Genomic DNA, 20,060 nt, shown 5'->3' on the forward strand with positions numbered 1-20,060 from the left:
ATTATTTCGACTCCTTTGCTTTGTATTCTTCAAGTTGCTCTTTCAGATTGTGCGGAAGCTCTTCAAACATAAATCCGATAAGGTCTGTAACCTTTTGCTTCGGTGCGCCATCCGCTTTTTTGATCGCTGCTTTAATGTCTTCTTTTGCTTGATCCATTACTTTGTTTTCCTGCTCTTCAGACCAAAGGCCTTTATCTTCGAGGAATTTGCGGAAACGGACAAGCGGATCTTTCTTCGTCCATTCGTTATCAAGGTCTTCTGTACGATAACGGGTTGGATCGTCACCTGCCATTGTATGTGGACCATAGCGGTAAGTAAGTGTTTCGATAAGTGTTGGTCCATCTCCATTTAAAGCACGCTCACGAGCTTGTTTAACTGCAGAATAAACAGCCAATACGTCCATTCCGTCTACTTGAATTCCTTCAATCCCAGCTGCAACTGCTTTTTGAGCAATTGTTTTAGCTGCAGATTGCTTCTCTACAGGAACTGAAATCGCGAAACGGTTGTTTTGAACGACAAAAATGGTTTGTGCATTGTAAGCTCCAGCAAAGTTCAATCCTTCGTAGAAGTCACCTTGTGATGCACCGCCATCACCTGTATACGTGATCGCAACATTCTTTTTGCCCTTCTTCTTTAAACCTACTCCGACGCCGGCAGCTTGAACGATCTGTGCGCCGATGATGATCTGAGGCATTAGAACGTTCACGCCTTCAGGAATCTGTCCGCCTTGGAAATGTCCGCGGGAATATAGGAATGCTTGGTATAGCGGCAATCCGTGATATACAATCTGAGGAATATCACGATATCCTGGAAGAATCCAGTCCTCTTTATCAAGCGCAAATTGAGAACCAAGCATAGAAGCCTCTTGCCCCGCAACCGGCGCATAGAATCCTAAACGTCCTTGACGGTTTAAGGAAATCGCTCTTTGGTCCCAAATACGCGTATAAACCATACGTGTCATTAATTCCTGCAACTCATCATCTGAAAGTTTAGGCATAGCAGATTTATTAACTACTTTCCCGTCTTCTGATAAGATTTGAAAGGTTTCAAATTGTTTTTCAACCTGTTCAATCAAACTCATTAACCTTCACCTCATCCTTCCTTACACCAATGTTATCCGCCATGTATATATAGGCGCTTCTATTAGAATGCCCATAATTTTCCGTATACATGACAAAGACTATAAAAAAGCCTTAAGGGTCCGATGCACAAATCATTATTGCTGTTTCCCTATTTGATCATGGGTAAACATGATCTTGTGCACCCCTCCTGTTTCTAAGGGCTTTCAAAAACTGTATTACTATATTATTGAAATCAAAGTAATACAATTATGTTTATCACATGATTAGTTTACACCAGCGTCCAAACAGCGTCAATTGTTTACTATCAATATATTTTTGAATTTTCACAGGCCAGTTCAAGCCCTTCTAGCACACCTGAATCATCACTGTATCACTTTCCATATCACCCTGTTTCAAAACAGCATTTTTCAAAAGCTGGCTAACCTTAGCGTCAAATTACCGATTGAAAGCTATTCTTTTATGGTAGAATACAGAAAAAGCCATTATCATATGAATAAAGAAGAAACTTTGTAAATTGGGGGAAACCATATGCTAACCATGAAGGACGTTGTCCGAGAAGGCCATCCTATACTGCGCGAAAAAGCAGAAAATGTTGAACTTCCTCCTCAGCAAGAGGATATCGAAACCGCAAAAAAGATGCTTGAATTTCTGAAGAACAGCCAAGACCCTGATATTGCCCAGAAATACAAACTCCGCCCGGGCATCGGGCTGGCATGTCCGCAAATTGGAATCTCAAAAAGGATCATCGCTGTTCATACTACTGACGAACAAGGGGAACTATTCAGCTACGGCCTTTTCAATCCAAGAATCGTCAGCCACTCTGTTAAAGTAACTTACCTTGAAGGCGGTGAAGGCTGCCTCTCCGTAGACAGAGAAGTTCCCGGCCTCGTTCCGCGCTATGCAAAAGCCACAGTTAAAGGAACAACAATAGATGGAGAGCAGGTCGAACTAAAGTTAAAAGGTATGCCTGCTATCGTCTTCCAGCATGAGATCGATCATTTAGATGGAATCATGTTTTATGACCGGATCAACAAAGAGAACCCGTTTACTCCGCCAACATCGGTAACGCTTCACAGATAGAACAATAAAAAAAGCTCCAGCCGATCAGGCTGGAGCTTTTTTTACTTGACTTCATCCACTATTTACCTAGCAAGAGAAAACAGACCAGCGGCATACTACTACAAACTACGCATAAAAAGGATGGTCGGCTGAAATGAAACGAAAACGAAGATTTATGAACAAGCTAAAAAAACTAATGCAAGAATATCCTTATTTAAAAAGAGCAAAAAAACCTTTTTGTCTGCAATAAACTGGCTTTTACCGGCTTTAGATTGTCCGATTTATCATGATAAGATGAAAAAAACATGAAAAACATACCTAATTCATTTATAATAAAACGAAGATATTGATAATACTAGCACGGTAAGGAGACGAAAAGATGATTTTTAAAGTTTATTTCCAGGAAAACAAAAACGAGGTACCTATCCGAGAGAACACAAAATCCATCTATATGGATGCCAATTCAATCGAGGAAGTCAGAAAAAAACTGTCTAATACCAATTACAATATTGAGTTTGTTCAAGAAATCAAAGGGAAATTTCTTGAGTATGAGCAACAATCAGACTCTTTTGAAGTGGAGAAAAGATAATATATGAAATTTGTAAAAAACCATCAAACAGCAGTGTTTGCTCTGGGCGGCTTGGGAGAAATCGGAAAGAACACATACGGCGTACAATTCCAGGATGAAATCATCCTGATTGATGCAGGTATTAAATTTCCTGAAGACGAGCTGCTTGGAATTGACTATGTGATCCCAGACTATACGTATCTGGTAAAAAATGAAGATAAAATTAAAGGTCTGTTTATTACCCATGGACATGAAGACCATATTGGCGGTATTCCATACTTGCTCAGACAAGTGAACATTCCTATTTACGGCGGAAAACTAGCCATCGCCCTAATCAAAAACAAACTTGAAGAACACGGTCTATTGCGCAGAGCCAAACTTTATGAAATCTCAGAAGACCAAGTGATTAAATTCAGAAAAACGTCTGTTTCATTCTTCCGGACAACACACAGCATTCCGGAATCTTTCGGAATTGTTGTCAAGACACCGCCAGGCAACATCGTACATACGGGAGATTTTAAATTTGATTTTACTCCTGTAGGAGAACCTGCCGATCTAACGAAGATGGCGGAAATCGGAAAGGAAGGCGTACTGTGTCTGCTTTCAGACAGTACAAATGCTGAAGTTCCGGGTTTTACTCTCTCTGAGCGAAAGGTTGGCGAGAGCATTAATGATATTTTCCGTAAGGTCAACGGCAGGGTCATTTTCGCAACGTTTGCCTCAAACATCTATCGACTTCAGCAGGTAGTCGAAGCCTCTGTACAAAATAACAGGAAGATCGCTGTTTTTGGAAGAAGCATGGATTCTGCCATAACGATCGGACAAGAACTCGGATTCATCAAGGCGCCGAAAAATACGTTTATTGAATCTTCACAGATTAACAGACTTCCTGACAACCAGGTAACCATCCTGTGTACAGGAAGCCAAGGAGAACCGATGGCTGCATTATCAAGGATAGCCAACGGTACTCACCGTCAAATTCAGATCATTCCAGGAGACACCGTTGTTTTCTCATCATCGCCGATTCCTGGTAATGCATTGAGCGTTAATAGAACCATTAACCAGCTGTTCCGGGCAGGCGCTGAAGTGATTCATGGATCATTAAACGATATTCATACTTCCGGCCACGGAGGACAGCAGGAGCAAAAGCTCATGCTGCGCCTGATGAAACCAAAATACTTCCTCCCTATCCATGGGGAATACAGGATGTTAAAGATGCATATCAATCTCGCAACATCCTGCGATGTTCTGCCTGAAAATTGTTTTACAATGGATAACGGCGATGTGCTTGCTCTTTCAAGCAATGAGGCAGCGGTTGCCGGCAAGATCCCTTCTGGTTCAGTATATGTCGACGGAAGCGGCATCGGGGATATTGGCAACATCGTACTCAGGGACAGAAAAATTCTATCTGAAGAAGGACTGGTTGTTGTTGTCGTCAGCCTGAATATGAAGGAATTCAAAATTGAAGCAGGACCTGATATCATCTCACGCGGTTTTGTGTATATGAGAGAGTCAGGTGACTTAATCAATGATGCACAAAACCTGCTGAACCAGCATTTGAACGGGCTTATGGAGGAAAAACGGACAAGGCAATGGTCTGAGATCAAGAACGAGATCACTGATGTACTTTCTCCTTTCCTTTATGAAAAAACAAAAAGACGTCCGATGATCCTGCCGATCATCATGGAAATCTAAATAGAAAAAGCATGAAAGGACAACCTTTCATGCTTTTTTTATGTAATAACTTTTCCGCTAAGCCATTAAATCTTTCTCAAGCCGGCTGATGTCCTTTTCGCCTCCTATGACAATCAATACATCCCCTTCCTCCACCTTCTGATCGGCATGAGGTGAGACGATTACTTCATTGCTGCGCTTTACGGCCACCACATTACAACCGTACTTAGCGCGGATGTTCATCTCCTGTAATGACTTTCCGCTCATCTTCTCACCTGCTGCCATCTCGACAATGCTATACTCATCAGACAATTCCAGGTAATCCAGAACATTTTTTGAAACGACCTGGTGAGCGATTCTTATTCCCATGTCTCTTTCAGGATGTATGATACGGTCAGCTCCGATTTTCAGTAATACCTTTTCATGGTAATCATTCTGTGCCTTCACAGTAATTTTTGAAACCCCCATATCCTTAAGTATTAAAGTCGTCAGTATGCTGGATTGAAGGTTTTCCCCTATCGCAACAATGACGTGTTCAAAATTTCGGATACCCAGGTTTTTAAGTACGCCCTCATCTGTTGAATCCGCAATGACTGTATGAGTGGCAATGGATGAATACTCATTAACGCGATCTTCATCCATATCGATGCCCAGCACTTCCATCCCCTGATCGCTTAACGCACGGCAGATGCTTCCACCAAAGCGGCCGAGGCCGATAACTGCATATTGGCGTTTCACCATCTATTCCCCCAACTATTTATTTATGTAATGTCTTTTATTTTAGTATAGATTCTGAATTGGAAAAAGAAAACAACATCTCTATCAACAAGAGAGTTTTCAAATGAGAAAATGAAAAAGACGGCCAAGAGTAATCCTTGGCCGTCCTCACATTGATTGTATTAAACGTTCAGTGTTTCTTGTCCTGGCTTCCAGTTTGCAGGGCAAAGTCCGCCAGTTTGTAATGCTTGAAGAACACGCAATGTCTCATCAACATCACGGCCGATGTTGTTGTGGTTAACAACGGCATACATTAGTTCGCCTTCTGGTGAAATAATGTAAAGTCCGCGCAAAGCGACACCTTCTTCTTCAATTAGAACACCATAGTCACGCGCAACTGCGTGGTTCGTGTCAGCAGCCAATGCATAATTAAGTTCACCGAGACCGTTAGAATCACGCGGAGTGTTAATCCAAGCTTTGTGAGTATGAATAGTGTCTGTAGAAACACCGATAACTTCTGCATCCAGATCTTCAAACTCATCGAAACGATCGCTTAAAGATGTAATTTCAGTAGGACATACGAACGTAAAGTCCATTGGGTAGAAGAAAAGCACGGTCCATTTGTCATTTTTCATATTTTCTTCAAGACTTACTTTTCCGAATTCCTTGTTTGGTAATACTGCGTCCATTTCAAATCGTGGAGCTTGTTTTGCTACCATACGTTCTGCCATACTAAATCCCTCCAACTAATTGTGTTATTGCTTCGTTGTTATTATAAAACAACCTTACTTTTTAGTCAATATTAAATAATAATTAATTTAAATAAGGAGTTTTATTCACAATCCAACATTACTTTCCCCAATATCATAACAAGTTAATCAAAAGAAGTGAAATAATTGGATTACACCGTTTAGTCAGTTATACTGTTATGCATAATAAAAAGGATACAATGACTAAAGGAGGACATTATTTTAATGCCAGATTACAAAAATTTTACGGAGATTGACATTGGCGCACTTTCATTAAGTACTGGAATTTTAGTTTTAAAGCTTTTAGCCATCTTTATTGTTTATATTGTTGTACGAAATATAGGAAGGAAGATCATCAGTACGACCTTTGGACGAATGTCCAACAGGAAAGGCATGTCAAATTTCAGGGCAAAAACCCTTGCAACGCTTGTGATCAGCGTGTATACATATGCTTTGATATTTATGGCCTTCGTCGCCGTTTTCGGATTGTTTAGCATAGATATCCGCGGTTTGCTTGCAGGTGCCGGAATCGTAGGACTCGCGATTGGTTTTGGTGCCCAAGGACTTGTCAATGATGTTGTCACCGGATTTTTTATTCTGCTCGAAAAACAAATCGATGTTGGAGATTATATTACGACCGGAACCTTTAATGGCATCGTTGAAAATGTAGAACTCCGTACAACCAAGGTACGCGGCTTTGACGGAACCCTTCATTATATTCCTAACCGCTTAATAACAAGTGTAAGCAATCACTCAAGAGGCAATATGAGAGCTCTTGTGGATTTCAAAATCCCCTCTACTCCTCAGGTAGAAGAAGCGCTGCAGATCGTTAAAGAAGAAAGCCGCTTATTACAGCAGGAAGAACCTGCGATCCTCGAAGGGCCTAACGTACTGCCGGTAGTTGAAGCCGATACTGGCCTGACGGTTCTTCGAATTCTTGCAAGGACCGAAAATCTAAAGCAATGGAGTATGGAACAAAAGATCAAGGATCGGCTTCAGCAAAGATTCAGACATGCTGGCATCAGCCTTCCATCACCTGAAGAAGATTCAAATGAAGGGTCCAGCGAGCCCGGGGTGTGATGATTAAACAGGCAGTTCTTCGGGTATTCCTTTCAGTAAGAATGACTTTTAGGGAGGTTAACTGATGCCATATGATTCCATTAAAGAATTGCCCGACCAAGTGAAAGACAACTTGCCCCATCATGCGCAGGAAATTTTTAAAGAGGCTTTTAATTCAGCTTCAGACGAATATAAAGAAGAAGAAACTGCCTTTAAAGTGGCCTGGAGTGCTGTTAAAAAGAAATATAAAAAAAATGACAACGATGAATGGGTAAAAAAAGAAGACCAATAAAAAGAAGCTGACTAAGTCCGCATCATGCGGGAAGTCAGCTTTTTGCGCCGGAAATAAAAACGGGACCTTTCCCATTCTGCGGGTTAAGATTCCGTCTGTGCTTCTTCTTCTGATTTTTTCAGTACTTTTAACTTTTTAATCTGGTGGCCATCTGTTTCAATCACCTTAAATGAATAACCTTCATGCTCTATTTCTTCATCCAGCCCAACCTCTCCACGCTGGCTCAGTATCCATCCGCCGATCGTATCTAAATCAGTATCATCTAAATCCAAATGGAATAATTCGTTTACTTCCGAGATGAGTACTTTTCCATCCAAAATCGTCACATTGTCATTTATCTTTTTAATTCTTGGCTCTTCATCTTCATCAAACTCATCCCGTATCTCTCCGACAATTTCTTCAATAATGTCCTCAACTGTAACGATTCCGGAGGTTCCTCCATACTCATCCATTAATACAGCCATGTGTACTCTTTCCTTTTGCATTTTTACAAGAAGCTCCTGGATAGGATATGATTCATGAACGGAAATGATAGGCCTTATGTATTTTTCTAATTCTTCTTCTTCATTCGTAACATGCTCATTAAAGAATTCCTTAATGTTGACAAGACCGACAATATGGTCTTTATCATCCACGGCTACCGGATATCTAGTGAATTTCTCTTCCCTCATAACATTTAAATTCTCTTTAAAACTGTTTTCTTTATATAAGCATACGATCTCTGTCCGCGGCACCATGATTTCTTTTGCCAGGCGGTCATCAAACTCAAAGATCTTGTTTACATAACGATATTCTGATTGATTGATCTCTCCGCCTTCAAAACTTTCTGAGAGCAGATGGCGCAATTCTTCTTCATTATGAGCAATTTCATGTTCTTCACTTCTTTTCAGTCCTAACATCCTTGTCAGCACTGCTGCTGAGCGGTTAAGGACAAAAATAAACGGGAACATGACATAACTGAAAGCGATTAAGGGCTTGGCTACTGCAAGGCTGATCTCTTCAGCTTTTCGGATGGCAAATGATTTTGGCGCCAGTTCACCCAGTACCACTTCAAAATAAGTGATGGCCGTAAAAGCTATGATAAAGGAAATGGTATGAAGAACCTGGGGAGGCAGATTTACGTGATGAAATAACGGCTTCAGCAGCGTCTCTACTGTCGGTTCTCCAAGTCCGCCAAGAGCAAGTGATGTAATGGTAATCCCCAGCTGGGTCGACGATAGATAGCCATCTAAGTTGGAGAGAATTTTTTTAACTGCTTTTGCATTTCCATTGCCTTGCTCTGCCAGAAAATCGATTCGAGTTGCACGAACTTTTACGATGGCAAATTCAGAAGCTACAAAAAAAGCGGTTATAAGAATTAGTGCGATAATCATTACAATATTGAATAGTGCCATTTGATAATCCTTAACCAGACTGATTAAGGATCGTCACCTCCTGCCAATAGAATTAGAGTAGGGATAATAAAGGTTACCCTCTCTACCTTACAGATAAACGCACAGACAAGACGAAGGAACAGCCCGATACCGGCTGTTCCCCTTCCGTTTTATTGCTGAAGTTTGCTTTCTACCGCTTGGCAAACATCGTCTGCGCTCATTCCATCCGCGTTAATAACAGAACCTTGCACTACTGCATTTTGCATTCCCATGACATTTTCATCCTGCCCTGAGATGACGCAGCAGTCACATCCATTCACATCATTTTCCTGGCGAAGTGCCACTACATCATAGCCTTTAGCTTTTAAAGCATCGGAAACATTAGTTAAGGATTCCTCCACACCAATTCTAGCCATCGTTTCCACCTCCTTAGCATTTTTTAATCTGTCCAATGAAATGCCTGCTTATCCCTCTTCACACAAATAAAAAAGCGGCCAGGGGCCGCTTTTTAAATTCAATCTGATCATTGGGATGTAGCTTTCCATTCAATATAAGAGGACAGCGTGCGCATTGCAACAGGTATAGCCTCTTCTTTTGGTTCAATGCAGGAATGATGCAGACCATATTCACAGTCCACTCCCAGCCAGAACATAAACCCAGGTATTTCTTTTAAGAAATAGCCAAAATCTTCTCCTGTCATGGCTTCTCGGCATCGATAGAAATCCGCAGGTTTGCTGGACTCGAGAAATGAAATAAATTCTTTGGTCAGCTCCTCATGATTATAGACTTGGTAATAGTTGGATCCATAATCAATGGCCGCTTCACATTCAAAAGAAGCTTCAATTCCTTTTATAATGGCTTCAATACGTGATTTAACCTTGATCATTGAAGCTGAGGAAAGAGTGCGGATCGTGCCTTCTAATCGAGCTGTTTCAGCAATGATATTCTGCTTTGTGCCGCCTGTAATTTTTCCGACGGTTATCACGGCTGAATCAAGAGGATCTATGTTCCTTGAAACAACAGACTGAAGCTGTGTCACAAGGTGGCTCGCCGCCACGACCATATCATTCGCAAGATGAGGATAAGCCGCGTGTCCGCCCTTCCCTTTCAAATCAATAAAAAGCTCCGACGTATTCGCAAACAAAAGACCTTCTTTAACAGCCACAGTTCCAACCGGGTATTCTGGCGCAATATGCAATGCCAGCATCATATCCGGCTTTACAGCTTGAAACTCTTCACTTAGCAGAAGGGGCAACGCTCCGCCCGGACCCTCCTCTGCTGGCTGAAAGATAAACAGCAGATGATCGTCTACCGGATGATGCACAAAGTGATCAAGGAGACCTAAAGCAATGGTCATATGCAGATCATGCCCGCAGGCGTGCATATAGCCGTTATGAACAGATGTAAAATCATAACTTGTTTCTTCTGAGATCGGCAAGCCGTCCATATCAGTGCGGTAACCGATGGTTTTTCTCGGATTAAGCCCGGGAACTTTTACGAGCACACCCGTTTTCCATGTCTGAACCTCCATCCTTTCCTTTGGAAGGCCTTTAATAAAATCCAGAATAAATTGCTGTGTTTTATACTCCTGAAAACCAGGTTCCGGAATCTGGTGAAGCTGTCTTCTGATCGTTATAAAACGCTCTGTATCCATATTCATTTTATCAGCACCTGACAAATTAGTCGTTTAGCTGGCGAAGTTCTTGTTTGATTTCTGTTTTTGATTTTGTTTTTTCATCAATTTCTTTAATTACGCGTGCAGGCGTACCTGCCACAACAGTATAAGGAGGCACGTCTTCAATTACGATAGCTCCCGCTGCCACAACAGCACCTTTACCAACGGTCACTCCCTCGAGCACAACCGCATTTGCGCCAATGACCACATCATCTTCAACAACAACAGGCTTTGCAGATGGCGGTTCGATGACTCCTGCAAGTACGGATCCAGCTCCAATATGGCAGTTCTTTCCGACTGTTGCTCGGCCGCCAAGAACTACGTTCATGTCGATCATAGTGCCGTCGCCGATTACCGCACCAATATTAATGGAAGCGCCCATCATGATAATGGCATTATTCCCAATTTCTACTTGGTCACGGATAATGGCGCCCGGTTCGATACGCGCGTTCACATGCTTCATGTCCAGAAGAGGGATCGCTGAATTGCGGCGGTCATTTTCTACCACAAAGTCCTCAATTTTGCCTTCATTGTTTTTCAATATTTGTTCGATCTCTTTCCATTCTCCGAAAAGCACTCCAGTACTTCCGTTTAGGAATGACTTGGTGTTTTCCCCAAATTGGAGCCCTTCCAGATCACCTTTTACATATACTTTTACAGGTGTTGATTTCTTGCTGTTTTGTATAAATGAAATAATTTCATTTGCATCCATCATTTTCATGTGTGTGCTCCTCCTTAAATACGTTCTGTCTTGTATTAAACCATTATTTCAAACAACATTCAAACCAAAAATCCTTTTTTAAGCTCTGTTGACCAGTTTTATGAAAGCCTCCACTTGTTTGAGCTCAAGTGTACCTCCATGAGAGATCATCCAAGTGTCGCGCTTCATTGATTCTCCATTTTTATTGTGCAGCGGAACCTTATAGAATTCGTCTGTTTCACGCAGAGAAATCGAAGGAAGAATGGCATAGCCGACTCCGTGGAGAGCCATCTGCTTGCATGTTTCAATCTGGTCCACGATGATGGTCTTCTTTGGGGGAATACTAAAATGATCCTGCCACCATTCCTGAATATCCTGATAATAGGTAGAATGGCTTTTGAATTGAATAAAAGGCTTATCTGTTGTTTGCAGCTCTTCAACGGTGGAAATGTCTGTATCCGTCAAATAAAGGCTGTCTGAAAACAGATGAATCTTCTCTCCACGCCATTCAGGATTTCCTCTCACGATACCAATGTGGATCTGATCCTCATAAAGATGTTTGATAATTTCACTGCTCCAGCCTGTGATCAAGGAAATATTTACTTGAGGATATAAACTGACATACTGCTTAAGAGCATTTGGAAGCCAGTATTGCCCTATGATTGATGCTACCGCCAGCCTTAACGTACCAAAGACTTCCTTGGTCAATGACTGCAAGTCTTCTCTCACACGCTCTTCTTCTTTCAATGTATCGTTTACGTGCGCAATGATCTTCTCTCCAGCTGCTGTAATCGCTAGTCCCTTTTGTGACCGTAAAAAGATTTTTGTTCCCCAGCTGTTTTCAATCGTCTGAAGACGCTGGCTCAAAGCCGGCTGTGAAACATACAGCCGTTCAGATGCTTTTCGCATATTCAATTCCTGTGCAAGGACTTGAAGAATTTTAAATTCAGAAAGCTGCATGCTGTCCCTCCTTTACAATAGCAATCGTCACAATTTAAACAATAAGAAAAACTTATGAGTTTTTACTATTATATTCTATTTTCAATTATTTGACGAAATATTTATGATAATGGTAGACCATTCCATATATAGAAAGGAAGTACCAGGATGAAATTAAATATTAAAGGGATTCATCACGTTCAACTGTGCATTCCTCCAGGAGAAGAAGAAAGGGCAAGAGATTTCTATACTGGTGTGCTTGGTTTCAGCGAAATTGAAAAACCAGAGAGTTTAAAGAAAAACGGCGGGCTTTGGTATCAAGCAGGGAACCAGGAATTGCATATCGGAGTAGAAAACCCAGAATCGTCCAAAGGAAAAAGCCACCCCGCATTTGAGGTGGCTCAGCTAGAGCTCGTAAAACAGTATCTCCAATCCAAAGAAGTAGTGGTGAAAGATGAAACTGAAATCCCTGGAATCATCCGTTTTTCTTTTCGTGATCCGTTCGGCAACCGTATCGAGCTCCTGGAAACATTACAATAAACCAGGAATCAATCTAACAGGAGAACTATTGATCTCCTGTTTTATTATGGGTAGGTTTAGGAAGCAGTACCGAGAGAAGAAAGCTTAACACGGACAGCACAAGAACCCCTTTATAAACATCGTCCAAGGAAAACGAAAGTCCGTGCTGCAGAAGATCAATAACAGAGCTGCTCAGTTTGCTTCGTTTTTCTTCATCCAAAAGAATGTTTGCTGCATCCAGGGATACCTTTTTGTCCCCATGTTCTTCAAAATAAGTGCTCAATCTGGTATTTAATATGCCTCCAAGTACAGCAGCTCCCAATGCACTGCCTACGATTCTCATAAACATGTTAGAAGCAGTAGCAATACCCCTTGTTCTCCAATCCACATTATTCTGTATGGCAACGATAAAAGTCGTATTTGTCAGCCCCATACCGCAGCCGATAAGAAATGATCCAGCTCCTGCCCAGACCGGCCCTTTGGAAGGATCCATAAACACGAAGACGATCGAGCCAGCAATTAATGCGATGCCGCCAGCAGTTGCCACCGGCCGGAAGCCTACTTTAAGCAGAAGCTTTCCACCAATGGTTGAAAAGATCGGCCAGCCGATTGACATAGCAGTGAGAGCAAATCCTGCTACGACAGGAGGCTGTTCCATTACCCCTTGAATATACGCGGGAAGAAAGCTGGAAATGCCGATCAGGATTGCACCATTGGTAAGCGATGCAGCGTTTGAAAGAGAAATCAGCCTGTTGCTCCACAGGAATACAGGCATCAGCGGTTCAGGAAACTTTGATTCATGAATCAAAAACCAGAACAGTACGCCCGCGGATAAAATACCCAAAAAATAGGTCTCCCAAGAATTCCACGGCCAGGCGGTTCCTCCCTGTAGGAGCAGGACCATCAAAGCACTTACACCGACTAAAACGAACAAAGATCCGAGGTAATCAATATGTACTCTCTTTTTCTCAATGTTTTCATGCAGATATTTACCGACACCTATCATCGCCAGAATTCCCAGGGGAATATTCATCCAGAAAACAAGGGACCAATGAGAAAATGTGACAAAAAAGCCTCCAAGCAATGGCCCAAGAATAGCAGAGATTCCCCACACACTTGCCAGATATCCTTGTATTTTTGCACGTTCCTCCATGGAATACATGTCACCTACGATGGTTGTGGCTATCGGCTGCACAGCTCCAGCTCCAAGTCCCTGAAGAAGCCGGTAAACAATCAGCTGTTTCATAGATGCCGCAAAACCGCACAGCAATGAACCGATTAAAAAAACAATAATTCCAATAATAAAAACAGGTTTCCGTCCGTATAAATCAGACAATTTGCCATAAATAAGGATGGTCACCGACTGCATGAGCAGATAAGCAGAGAAAACCCAGCTATATAATGCAAAACCACCCAGGTCCCCTACGATTCCCGGCATAGCTGTTGAAACAATGGTTCCTTCAATCGCTGCCATAAACATGGCGATGATCACCGACGCAAGGACCAATGGCCTTATTGTCTGCCTCTCTTCTTTCCTGTCAGGTACAGTCTGCCTGAAACTCTCATTCATTTCTCTCTACCTCTTTCTTCATCTCATGCGGCTCTACATGAACAGATATGCTTCCCACTTTATACGCCTGCTTGAGCATTGCTTCAATATTCTCAGTGATCTCGTGGCTTTCAATGACATTCAGCGAAGGATTTACATGGATGGTTACATCAATAATAGCAGAACTCCCATGATTTCTTGCTTTTAAGTCTGTTACTTGCTTTACACCAATTACCTGCAAGATCTTTTTTTCCATCTCTTTTCCTTCTTCATAATCAAATCCGTCCGAAAGATTATGTGAGGTTTCGTAAAAAATATCCCAGCCGGTTTTGATGATCATTAGTGCCACAAGCACAGCAGCAAGAGGATCCAGCCACACAATGCCAAATTGAGCTCCGAATATGCCAACAGCCGCTCCAATGCTTACGAACGCATCGGAGCGGTTATCAAGGGCTGCCGCCTTTAACCCTTGGCTGTCTGTTTTTCTTGCAAGTTTAATGTTATAACGGTAGACCGCAAGCATAACAAACGCTGAAACAATGGCAGTAAACCCGGCTATGGTTGATGGAGGCTTTATTTTAAATTCCACGATACTCTTTACTGCAGAAATAAAAACTTCAAGCCCGATAACCACCATTATAAAGGATGCAATCATGGATGCAATGGTCTCAGCACGAAGATGTCCATAAGGATGGTCACGGTCCGCGGGTTTCCTTGAAATTTTCAAACCGACCAGAACTGCGACGGAGGCCAAAATGTCCGTTGAGTTATTTAATCCATCTGCAACCAAAGCTTCAGAGGAATAGAACCAGCCAACCCCGAGCTTCAGCAGGGATAGGACGATGTATGCCGATAAACTGAGATATACCCCTCTCTCAACTTTACTCTGTGTCTTTTCAGCTGGCACAGCCTCTCACCCTCTTATTCTTCATTCACCTAAAAAAGGCTACGTATAGCATTCCTTAACTGGATGAATTCATCCGTTCGGTTCTATCTTAATGGTGATAGATCATCTTTCTTGTCATTCCTCCATCGATCACCAGGTTCTCACCATTAATAAAGTTATTATCAGGGGCTGTTAAATATAAACAGGCGCTAGAGATATCCGATGGTTTTCCAACCCTCTTTGACCAATGCTGCTGATGGTCAACATCTCTTAAACCTTCATAGTCTTGAGTTTCAATCCAACCTGGGCTGATGGCGTTAACCGTAATGCCATGTTCGCTGAACGAAGCGGCCAATGCATGAGTGAGAGCTGTAATACCGCCTTTTGTTGCCGCGTATGCCTCACTGTTAGGTTCTGACATGGACGCTCTGGTCGATGCGATATTGACGATGGAGCCTCCCCCAGTTTCTTTCATCTGTTTCGCGGCTTCCCGCGAACATAGAAATACACTTCGAAGATTGGTTTGAATGACATTATCCCATTCTTCCACGTCCAAATCGAACGGAGACTTCCAAATCCCTTTGCCGGCATTATTGATCAGAATATCAACTGGCCCAAATTCCCTTTTTGTCTGCCCCATAAGTGAGATAATATCTTCAGGCTTGCGTACATCTGTTGGAATAAAGAGAGCTTTTCCTTCATTGGACTGTATCTTTTCCAAAGTCTCTTTTGCTTCCATTTCCTTTTGGTCAGCCAGCACCACTTTTGCTCCCGCAGCCGCAAAATCAATGGCAATTTGCCTGCCAATTCCCTGTCCTGCTCCAGTAACGATGACAACTTTATTCTTAAACACCTGCATCATCCTTTCATCTTCATTTACTATAAATTAGATTTTTAAAATATTCCCTTCTCACAGCTTAAAAAAACAAAAAAATAAACCCGTCTAACTGAAGGGTTTATTCATTGCGGCTTACTACTACTTTTCCTATCGTCTTACCGGATTCTAATTTCGAATGTGCTTCTCTCATCGTTTCTGCATCGATCGGTTGAAGTGTTTCCGTTAATGTTGCCTTTAATATCCCTTCATCGAACATGTTGGCCATATCTGTCAGGATCTCATGCTGCCTTTTCATATCCTCCGTTTCAAAGAGCGATCTCGTGAACATGAATTCCATGACAAACGTTACACTCTTCTGCTGAAGTAAGCTTATGTTCAGTGGTGTTTTCGTTTCTACAATCGAACAAATCTTACCTTGGGGAGCAATTGCTTCCATCATACTTTCCCAATGCTGATTTGTACTGTTCAGACAAAATATGTAATCCACTTCAGACATCCCTATTTTTTTCAGCTGCGGTAAAAAGTCCTCATAATGGCTGATTGTATAGTCCGCTCCATGTGTTTTAGCCCAGACTTCGGTCTCTGCTCGTGAGGCGGTCCCAACCACGGTCAATCCTGCCCAACTTGCAAGCTGAAGCGCAATAGAACCTACTCCACCGGCTGCACCTATAATTAATATGGATCGACCTTTATTTTTATCCTTCTTCATAGCAATACCGAGGCGTTCAAATAAACCTTCCCAGGCTGTAAGACTTGTGAGCGGCATTGCGGCAGCTTCTTCAAAGCTGAACGTTTTTGGTTTATGGGCCGCAATACGTTCATCCACAAGATGGAATTCACTATTTCCTCCTGGTCTACCAATGGAACCAGCGTAGTATACTTCATCTCCAGCTTTGAACATACTTACTCCAGAACCCGTCGCTTCCACTATGCCCGAAACATCCCAGCCAAGAATTTTCGGTTCCTTTTCTATGGCGTTTTTCGGGCTGCGCACTTTCGTATCAACGGGATTAACAGAGATTGCTTTTACTTTTACGAGAAGATCTCTTTTACCTGGAGTTGGTTTATCAATTTCTACATCTAACAGACTCTCAGGATTATCAATCGGTAAATACTTATACAAACCTACCGCCTTCATTTTTCCCCTCAAAACTATCATCCTTTCTTTCTGTTTATGTTTCCCTCAACGATACAGAAAAAAACAGCGGGACACCATTAAAAAAGACTGGTTAAACGAAAAAAAGAAGCTGAAAAGCCCTTTAAGGTCAGCTTCTTTTATGTTTACCAACGTGTATTTGTCCAAATTTTGCTGCCCGTCCAAACCAACAATGATCGGAACGCATAAACTATGACAAGTACAAGTTCTAATTTTTAAGAAGGTGGTTGAAAAATGAATTCCTCAAAACATTCACAAACTTGTAAACGATTTAAACACCTTAAATCGGGAAACAAAGTGACTGTTCGTTTACATGATACATCGGTTCAAATTACCTTTAGACATTATGACTCTAATAAGGGTCTTGTTACGGGAGAGATTGCTGATGGGAGTATTGTAAAATTTAATTGCTGTGACGTAAACTCTATCAAAAAGACTCCGTCTCAGAATTGGTTCATTGAAGGGCGAACCTGAAGTTATTGCGATCATGAAGGTTCTCGTGCTTAGGTAGACCAACTTGGCACTAACAAAAATGGCAGAGAATATCACGAAAGGACAGCTGAAATTAGCTGTCCTTTTGACATTCGATTTTACGAAAAGACGGTTATCGTTTTTCCTTTAACGTGTTTCGATTTATTGTAGTATAAAAATTTCAATACTCTGTAATACAAAAAAAACCTTGAAAATCAAGGACTTTGAATAAACTGTTATGGTGACCCGAGAGGGGTTCGAACCCCCGACCTCTACCCTGTCAAGGTAGCGCTCTCCCAGCTGAGCTATCGGATCAATTGATTATGTATCGGACAAATAGAAGTATACCTCATTTTTCACTTAGTTTGCAACTGCTTTTTTAAAATTAATAAAAAGACCCTAAAAAAGGGCCTAATTTGTAAACCATCACTTTTCTTCCCATTCAAAAGCTACAGTAGATTTCAGGCTGCTGTCATCGCATGTAGAAGTAAGGAAAACCATTACATTTGTTCTTGATGCGATGACCCACAATCCATCCAGATCAACGGTAATACTTTTGTATGGAGGAATGATTCTGGATGCTGCTAAAACTCCGTTCACTGGAGAGTTAGGAAGCGAACCAAACTGAATCTGTCCTTTTGGCCGGGCGGATGGAGTCTTTGACAAGTCTGCAGGAGTAACATTTCCTGACATTCTTCCATTGAACGGCAGCGTTGGCTTAAAATAGATTTGAGCGTTTATCGGGCTGCACGTCATATTGGAGATGGTGATTCGCTGTAACGCCAGATCTACACCTGAACCTTCCGGATTAACGAGGGCCGCCCACACGTTCTCTCCTGGAGGACATGGGCAGACGGAAAGCGTCTCTGTGATCCCTAGAAAATTGTTGGCTTTCGTCACCTCTGCCGGACTTACTTCTGTCGGCTTTTCTTCTTTAAGGTATTTCATTTGGGGGCTGAACGGGATATTTACATTCATATTAGGACTTACCGGATAATTCATATTGGGGCTGACAGGATAATTCATGTTTGGGCTTATGTTAGGGTTCGGATAATTCATATTGGGATTCACGTTTGGGTTCCCATAGTTGCCTTGCCCATAGCCGTAACCCGCCCCAGGACCATACGGGTACATTCTATTTTGCATATGCATTTTCCCTTCTATAAAGTTTACACATTACTACCATATGTAGATAAGCTATACTTGGTCCTTCAATTTGTAAAAATGGGTCAAAGCTGTGGTTGACGAAGAAAAGCTGCCCCAGTATAGAGGCAGCTTTTCTTCATCCTATCTTTTCTTCTTGATCATGCTGTTCCAGTTCTTGCTTTGAAAGTCTTTCCTCCTGATCTCTGAGACGGTGCGCCAGCCTGCTGGAAGCATTCGCTGCAATGCTTGCAACGAGGTCGTCCAGAAACGTATGGATGCCTTCGGATGTTTTCGTATCCAGCTTTCGAATGATACCCATTTTATATTTATCAAGGTGTCCAAACGTCGTAACCGCAATACTCCCATATCCAAAGACTGCTCCAAGGGCAATCGTTTCATCTACACCAAATAATCCTTCATCCATCTCCACAATGGATTGCAATGGCTCAGAGAGCATCCTTCTTTCTGCTAATTTATCGAGCTCAATTCCAACCAATAAAGCATGCTGGATCTCTCGTTTTGTTAACACGGCATCAACACTTTCAATACATTCTGTCATCGTTAATTGAGGAGAAAAGGGAGACTGCATTTCAAACACAATTTCAGCGATTTCCGGAATCGTTACACCCCGCTCTGCAAGCAGGGCTCTGGCTGCAGACTCAACATCACGGCTATGGACTCGTTTTGCCATTGGGCTCACCTCTGTATTTTCCTTGGATTTTTCCCAAATAATACTTATATCTTGATTACATTATACCACTGTATGATAGAATGGAACGGATACAATGAAAGCGCTGTTTTTAGATAGGAGAATTTTTATGCCCACTTTTCAAGGAACCGTCTATGAAGAAACCATACATAGTAAAGAACTTAATGAAGAAATTCCTTTATTGATCTATTTGCCTCCAGCGTTTACCACACTAAAAAAATATCCTGTATTGATCGCACAGGACGGACCTGATTATTTTCAGCTCGGACGGCTTGCATCTACAGCGGATGATATGATTCAGGCGAATGAGATCGAGGAAATGATCATCATCGGTATTTCCCATAAACGCGGAGAGGACAGGCATCATAAATATCACCCAAAAGGAGAAAAACATAACGCTTATATTCGTTTCATGTCACTGGATCTGCCTTCCTATGTTCAAGAGAAGTTTAATACTTACTTATTGGGATCCGGGATGTGCCTTCTCGGAGACTCGCTTGGAGGCTATGTATCCCTCAGATGCGGGATATCTTTTCCCCGTACTTTCGGCAAGCTGATCGTACAGTCTCCGTACGTTGAGCAGCAAATCTTGAACGATGTCCGCTCTTTCACTGGGTATGAACTGCTGACGCTCTATCATTCCGTCGGAAAAGAAGAAAGCCGCTTTGAATCTGTTGATGGCTTTATAAAAGATTTTTTATCGCCGAACCGTGAACTTTCGGACTGGTTTATGAACAAAGGATTTGATTATTATTATGAAGAATTTGAAGGAAGTCATCTATGGTCAGACTGGCAAGTAAACCTTAGGCCTGCTTTAAAATTTATCTACGGAAAATAATTCGATTTGTGAAGTTGTAAGAATTTTTGATATACTAATTCAAAAGATAAGGGAGGAAGTT

Annotated in this window: 21 protein-coding genes and 1 tRNA gene; 7 read left to right on the forward strand and 15 right to left on the reverse strand. The window is 41.9% G+C overall.

Annotation, left to right across the window (positions count from 1 at the left end; translation table 11 throughout):
- Window position 1: 1 nt before the first annotated feature.
- A complete protein-coding gene (pdhA, locus tag P4361_RS14760; protein ID WP_053354651.1) occupies window positions 2-1,081 on the reverse strand; it encodes a pyruvate dehydrogenase (acetyl-transferring) E1 component subunit alpha in 1,080 nt (359 codons plus the stop codon).
- 529 nt (window positions 1,082-1,610) lie between these two features.
- Between pdhA and def the strand changes: the two genes are divergently transcribed.
- From def to rnjA, 3 genes are all read left to right on the forward strand, one after another.
- A complete protein-coding gene (gene def, locus P4361_RS14765; RefSeq protein ID WP_328089869.1) occupies window positions 1,611-2,162 on the forward strand; it encodes a peptide deformylase in 552 nt (183 codons plus the stop codon).
- Window positions 2,163-2,520: 358 nt separating this feature from the next.
- On the forward strand, window positions 2,521-2,730 hold the full coding sequence (locus tag P4361_RS14770; RefSeq protein ID WP_053354653.1) for a DNA-dependent RNA polymerase subunit epsilon: 210 nt from the start codon (window positions 2,521-2,523) through the stop codon (window positions 2,728-2,730).
- A gap of 3 nt (window positions 2,731-2,733) precedes the next feature.
- A complete protein-coding gene (gene rnjA, locus P4361_RS14775; RefSeq protein ID WP_091006674.1) occupies window positions 2,734-4,404 on the forward strand; it encodes a ribonuclease J1 in 1,671 nt (556 codons plus the stop codon).
- A gap of 57 nt (window positions 4,405-4,461) precedes the next feature.
- On the opposite strand, the gene P4361_RS14780 is transcribed toward rnjA, so the two are convergent.
- A complete protein-coding gene (locus tag P4361_RS14780; protein ID WP_328090029.1) occupies window positions 4,462-5,121 on the reverse strand; it encodes a TrkA family potassium uptake protein in 660 nt (219 codons plus the stop codon).
- Between the two features lie 161 nt (window positions 5,122-5,282).
- Complete coding sequence (locus tag P4361_RS14785; RefSeq protein WP_062231533.1) at window positions 5,283-5,831, reverse strand: peroxiredoxin; 549 nt, start codon at window positions 5,829-5,831, stop codon at window positions 5,283-5,285.
- A 243-nt stretch (window positions 5,832-6,074) separates the two neighbouring features.
- Here P4361_RS14785 and P4361_RS14790 point away from each other — a divergent pair, with 243 nt between their 5' ends.
- Together P4361_RS14790 and P4361_RS14795 are read left to right on the forward strand one after the other, a co-directional pair.
- The gene (locus P4361_RS14790) at window positions 6,075-6,929 is read left to right on the forward strand and encodes a mechanosensitive ion channel family protein (RefSeq protein ID WP_328089870.1); all 855 of its coding nucleotides are present in this window, start codon (window positions 6,075-6,077) and stop codon (window positions 6,927-6,929) included.
- A 64-nt stretch (window positions 6,930-6,993) separates the two neighbouring features.
- The gene (locus P4361_RS14795) at window positions 6,994-7,200 is read left to right on the forward strand and encodes a ChaB family protein (RefSeq protein WP_053354657.1); all 207 of its coding nucleotides are present in this window, start codon (window positions 6,994-6,996) and stop codon (window positions 7,198-7,200) included.
- Between the two features lie 83 nt (window positions 7,201-7,283).
- Here P4361_RS14795 and P4361_RS14800 read toward each other — a convergent pair whose 3' ends face one another.
- From P4361_RS14800 to P4361_RS14820, 5 genes are all read right to left on the reverse strand, one after another.
- Complete coding sequence (locus P4361_RS14800; protein ID WP_328089871.1) at window positions 7,284-8,594, reverse strand: hemolysin family protein; 1,311 nt, start codon at window positions 8,592-8,594, stop codon at window positions 7,284-7,286.
- Window positions 8,595-8,743: 149 nt separating this feature from the next.
- A complete protein-coding gene (locus P4361_RS14805; RefSeq protein ID WP_053354659.1) occupies window positions 8,744-8,989 on the reverse strand; it encodes a YkuS family protein in 246 nt (81 codons plus the stop codon).
- Window positions 8,990-9,096: 107 nt separating this feature from the next.
- Entirely contained in the window at window positions 9,097-10,227 is a 1,131-nt protein-coding gene (locus P4361_RS14810; RefSeq protein WP_256225843.1) for an N-acetyldiaminopimelate deacetylase, read from the reverse strand.
- A 25-nt stretch (window positions 10,228-10,252) separates the two neighbouring features.
- Entirely contained in the window at window positions 10,253-10,969 is a 717-nt protein-coding gene (gene dapD, locus P4361_RS14815) for a 2,3,4,5-tetrahydropyridine-2,6-dicarboxylate N-acetyltransferase (RefSeq protein ID WP_053354660.1), read from the reverse strand.
- A gap of 78 nt (window positions 10,970-11,047) precedes the next feature.
- Window positions 11,048-11,908 (reverse strand): LysR family transcriptional regulator, encoded by an 861-nt coding sequence (locus tag P4361_RS14820; protein ID WP_053354661.1) that lies wholly within the window; start codon window positions 11,906-11,908, stop codon window positions 11,048-11,050.
- A 147-nt stretch (window positions 11,909-12,055) separates the two neighbouring features.
- Between P4361_RS14820 and P4361_RS14825 the strand changes: the two genes are divergently transcribed.
- On the forward strand, window positions 12,056-12,427 hold the full coding sequence (locus P4361_RS14825; RefSeq protein WP_062231525.1) for a VOC family protein: 372 nt from the start codon (window positions 12,056-12,058) through the stop codon (window positions 12,425-12,427).
- Window positions 12,428-12,452: 25 nt separating this feature from the next.
- Here the strand turns inward: P4361_RS14825 and P4361_RS14830 are convergent, their stop codons facing one another.
- The 7 genes from P4361_RS14830 to P4361_RS14860 all read right to left on the reverse strand — a co-directional run bounded on the left by P4361_RS14830 (window position 12,453) and on the right by P4361_RS14860 (window position 19,143).
- On the reverse strand, window positions 12,453-13,976 hold the full coding sequence (locus tag P4361_RS14830) for an MDR family MFS transporter (RefSeq protein WP_328089873.1): 1,524 nt from the start codon (window positions 13,974-13,976) through the stop codon (window positions 12,453-12,455).
- The gene (locus P4361_RS14835; RefSeq protein ID WP_328089874.1) at window positions 13,969-14,862 is read right to left on the reverse strand and encodes a cation diffusion facilitator family transporter; all 894 of its coding nucleotides are present in this window, start codon (window positions 14,860-14,862) and stop codon (window positions 13,969-13,971) included. Before P4361_RS14835 ends, P4361_RS14830 begins: the two co-directional genes overlap by 8 nt.
- A gap of 88 nt (window positions 14,863-14,950) precedes the next feature.
- Entirely contained in the window at window positions 14,951-15,694 is a 744-nt protein-coding gene (locus tag P4361_RS14840) for a glucose 1-dehydrogenase (RefSeq protein ID WP_328089875.1), read from the reverse strand.
- Window positions 15,695-15,797: 103 nt separating this feature from the next.
- The gene (locus tag P4361_RS14845) at window positions 15,798-16,817 is read right to left on the reverse strand and encodes a zinc-binding alcohol dehydrogenase family protein (protein ID WP_256225842.1); all 1,020 of its coding nucleotides are present in this window, start codon (window positions 16,815-16,817) and stop codon (window positions 15,798-15,800) included.
- A 728-nt stretch (window positions 16,818-17,545) separates the two neighbouring features.
- Window positions 17,546-17,621: transfer RNA gene (locus P4361_RS14850), tRNA-Val, on the reverse strand.
- A gap of 111 nt (window positions 17,622-17,732) precedes the next feature.
- A complete protein-coding gene (locus tag P4361_RS14855) occupies window positions 17,733-18,452 on the reverse strand; it encodes a DUF6143 family protein (RefSeq protein ID WP_328089876.1) in 720 nt (239 codons plus the stop codon).
- A 136-nt stretch (window positions 18,453-18,588) separates the two neighbouring features.
- On the reverse strand, window positions 18,589-19,143 hold the full coding sequence (locus tag P4361_RS14860; protein WP_328089878.1) for a phosphatidylglycerophosphatase A: 555 nt from the start codon (window positions 19,141-19,143) through the stop codon (window positions 18,589-18,591).
- 127 nt (window positions 19,144-19,270) lie between these two features.
- Here P4361_RS14860 and P4361_RS14865 point away from each other — a divergent pair, with 127 nt between their 5' ends.
- The gene (locus P4361_RS14865; protein ID WP_328089880.1) at window positions 19,271-19,999 is read left to right on the forward strand and encodes an alpha/beta hydrolase; all 729 of its coding nucleotides are present in this window, start codon (window positions 19,271-19,273) and stop codon (window positions 19,997-19,999) included.
- Window positions 20,000-20,060 lie beyond the last annotated feature (61 nt).

Source organism: Fictibacillus sp. B-59209 (assembly GCF_036216745.1).
In the GTDB taxonomy this organism is placed as follows: Bacteria; Bacillota; Bacilli; order Bacillales; family Fictibacillaceae; genus Fictibacillus_C; species Fictibacillus_C marinisediminis.

Excerpts from the sequence above, each read along its gene's own strand:
- P4361_RS14785 (WP_062231533.1), bottom strand. The coding sequence starts at position 5,831 with ATGGCAGAACGTATGGTAGCAAAACAAGCTCCACGATTTGAAATGGAC.
- pdhA (WP_053354651.1), bottom strand. The coding sequence starts at position 1,081 with ATGAGTTTGATTGAACAGGTTGAAAAACAATTTGAAACCTTTCAAATC.
- rnjA (WP_091006674.1), top strand. The coding sequence starts at position 2,734 with ATGAAATTTGTAAAAAACCATCAAACAGCAGTGTTTGCTCTGGGCGGC.
- P4361_RS14825 (WP_062231525.1), top strand. The coding sequence starts at position 12,056 with ATGAAATTAAATATTAAAGGGATTCATCACGTTCAACTGTGCATTCCT.
- P4361_RS14845 (WP_256225842.1), bottom strand. The coding sequence starts at position 16,817 with ATGAAGGCGGTAGGTTTGTATAAGTATTTACCGATTGATAATCCTGAG.
- P4361_RS14805 (WP_053354659.1), bottom strand. The coding sequence starts at position 8,989 with ATGGCTAGAATTGGTGTGGAGGAATCCTTAACTAATGTTTCCGATGCT.
- P4361_RS14770 (WP_053354653.1), top strand. The coding sequence starts at position 2,521 with ATGATTTTTAAAGTTTATTTCCAGGAAAACAAAAACGAGGTACCTATC.
- P4361_RS14860 (WP_328089878.1), bottom strand. The coding sequence starts at position 19,143 with ATGGCAAAACGAGTCCATAGCCGTGATGTTGAGTCTGCAGCCAGAGCC.
- P4361_RS14855 (WP_328089876.1), bottom strand. The coding sequence starts at position 18,452 with ATGCAAAATAGAATGTACCCGTATGGTCCTGGGGCGGGTTACGGCTAT.
- P4361_RS14865 (WP_328089880.1), top strand. The coding sequence starts at position 19,271 with ATGCCCACTTTTCAAGGAACCGTCTATGAAGAAACCATACATAGTAAA.
- P4361_RS14810 (WP_256225843.1), bottom strand. The coding sequence starts at position 10,227 with ATGGATACAGAGCGTTTTATAACGATCAGAAGACAGCTTCACCAGATT.
- P4361_RS14820 (WP_053354661.1), bottom strand. The coding sequence starts at position 11,908 with ATGCAGCTTTCTGAATTTAAAATTCTTCAAGTCCTTGCACAGGAATTG.
- dapD (WP_053354660.1), bottom strand. The coding sequence starts at position 10,969 with ATGAAAATGATGGATGCAAATGAAATTATTTCATTTATACAAAACAGC.
- P4361_RS14795 (WP_053354657.1), top strand. The coding sequence starts at position 6,994 with ATGCCATATGATTCCATTAAAGAATTGCCCGACCAAGTGAAAGACAAC.
- P4361_RS14830 (WP_328089873.1), bottom strand. The coding sequence starts at position 13,976 with ATGAATGAGAGTTTCAGGCAGACTGTACCTGACAGGAAAGAAGAGAGG.
- P4361_RS14790 (WP_328089870.1), top strand. The coding sequence starts at position 6,075 with ATGCCAGATTACAAAAATTTTACGGAGATTGACATTGGCGCACTTTCA.
- P4361_RS14800 (WP_328089871.1), bottom strand. The coding sequence starts at position 8,594 with ATGGCACTATTCAATATTGTAATGATTATCGCACTAATTCTTATAACC.
- def (WP_328089869.1), top strand. The coding sequence starts at position 1,611 with ATGCTAACCATGAAGGACGTTGTCCGAGAAGGCCATCCTATACTGCGC.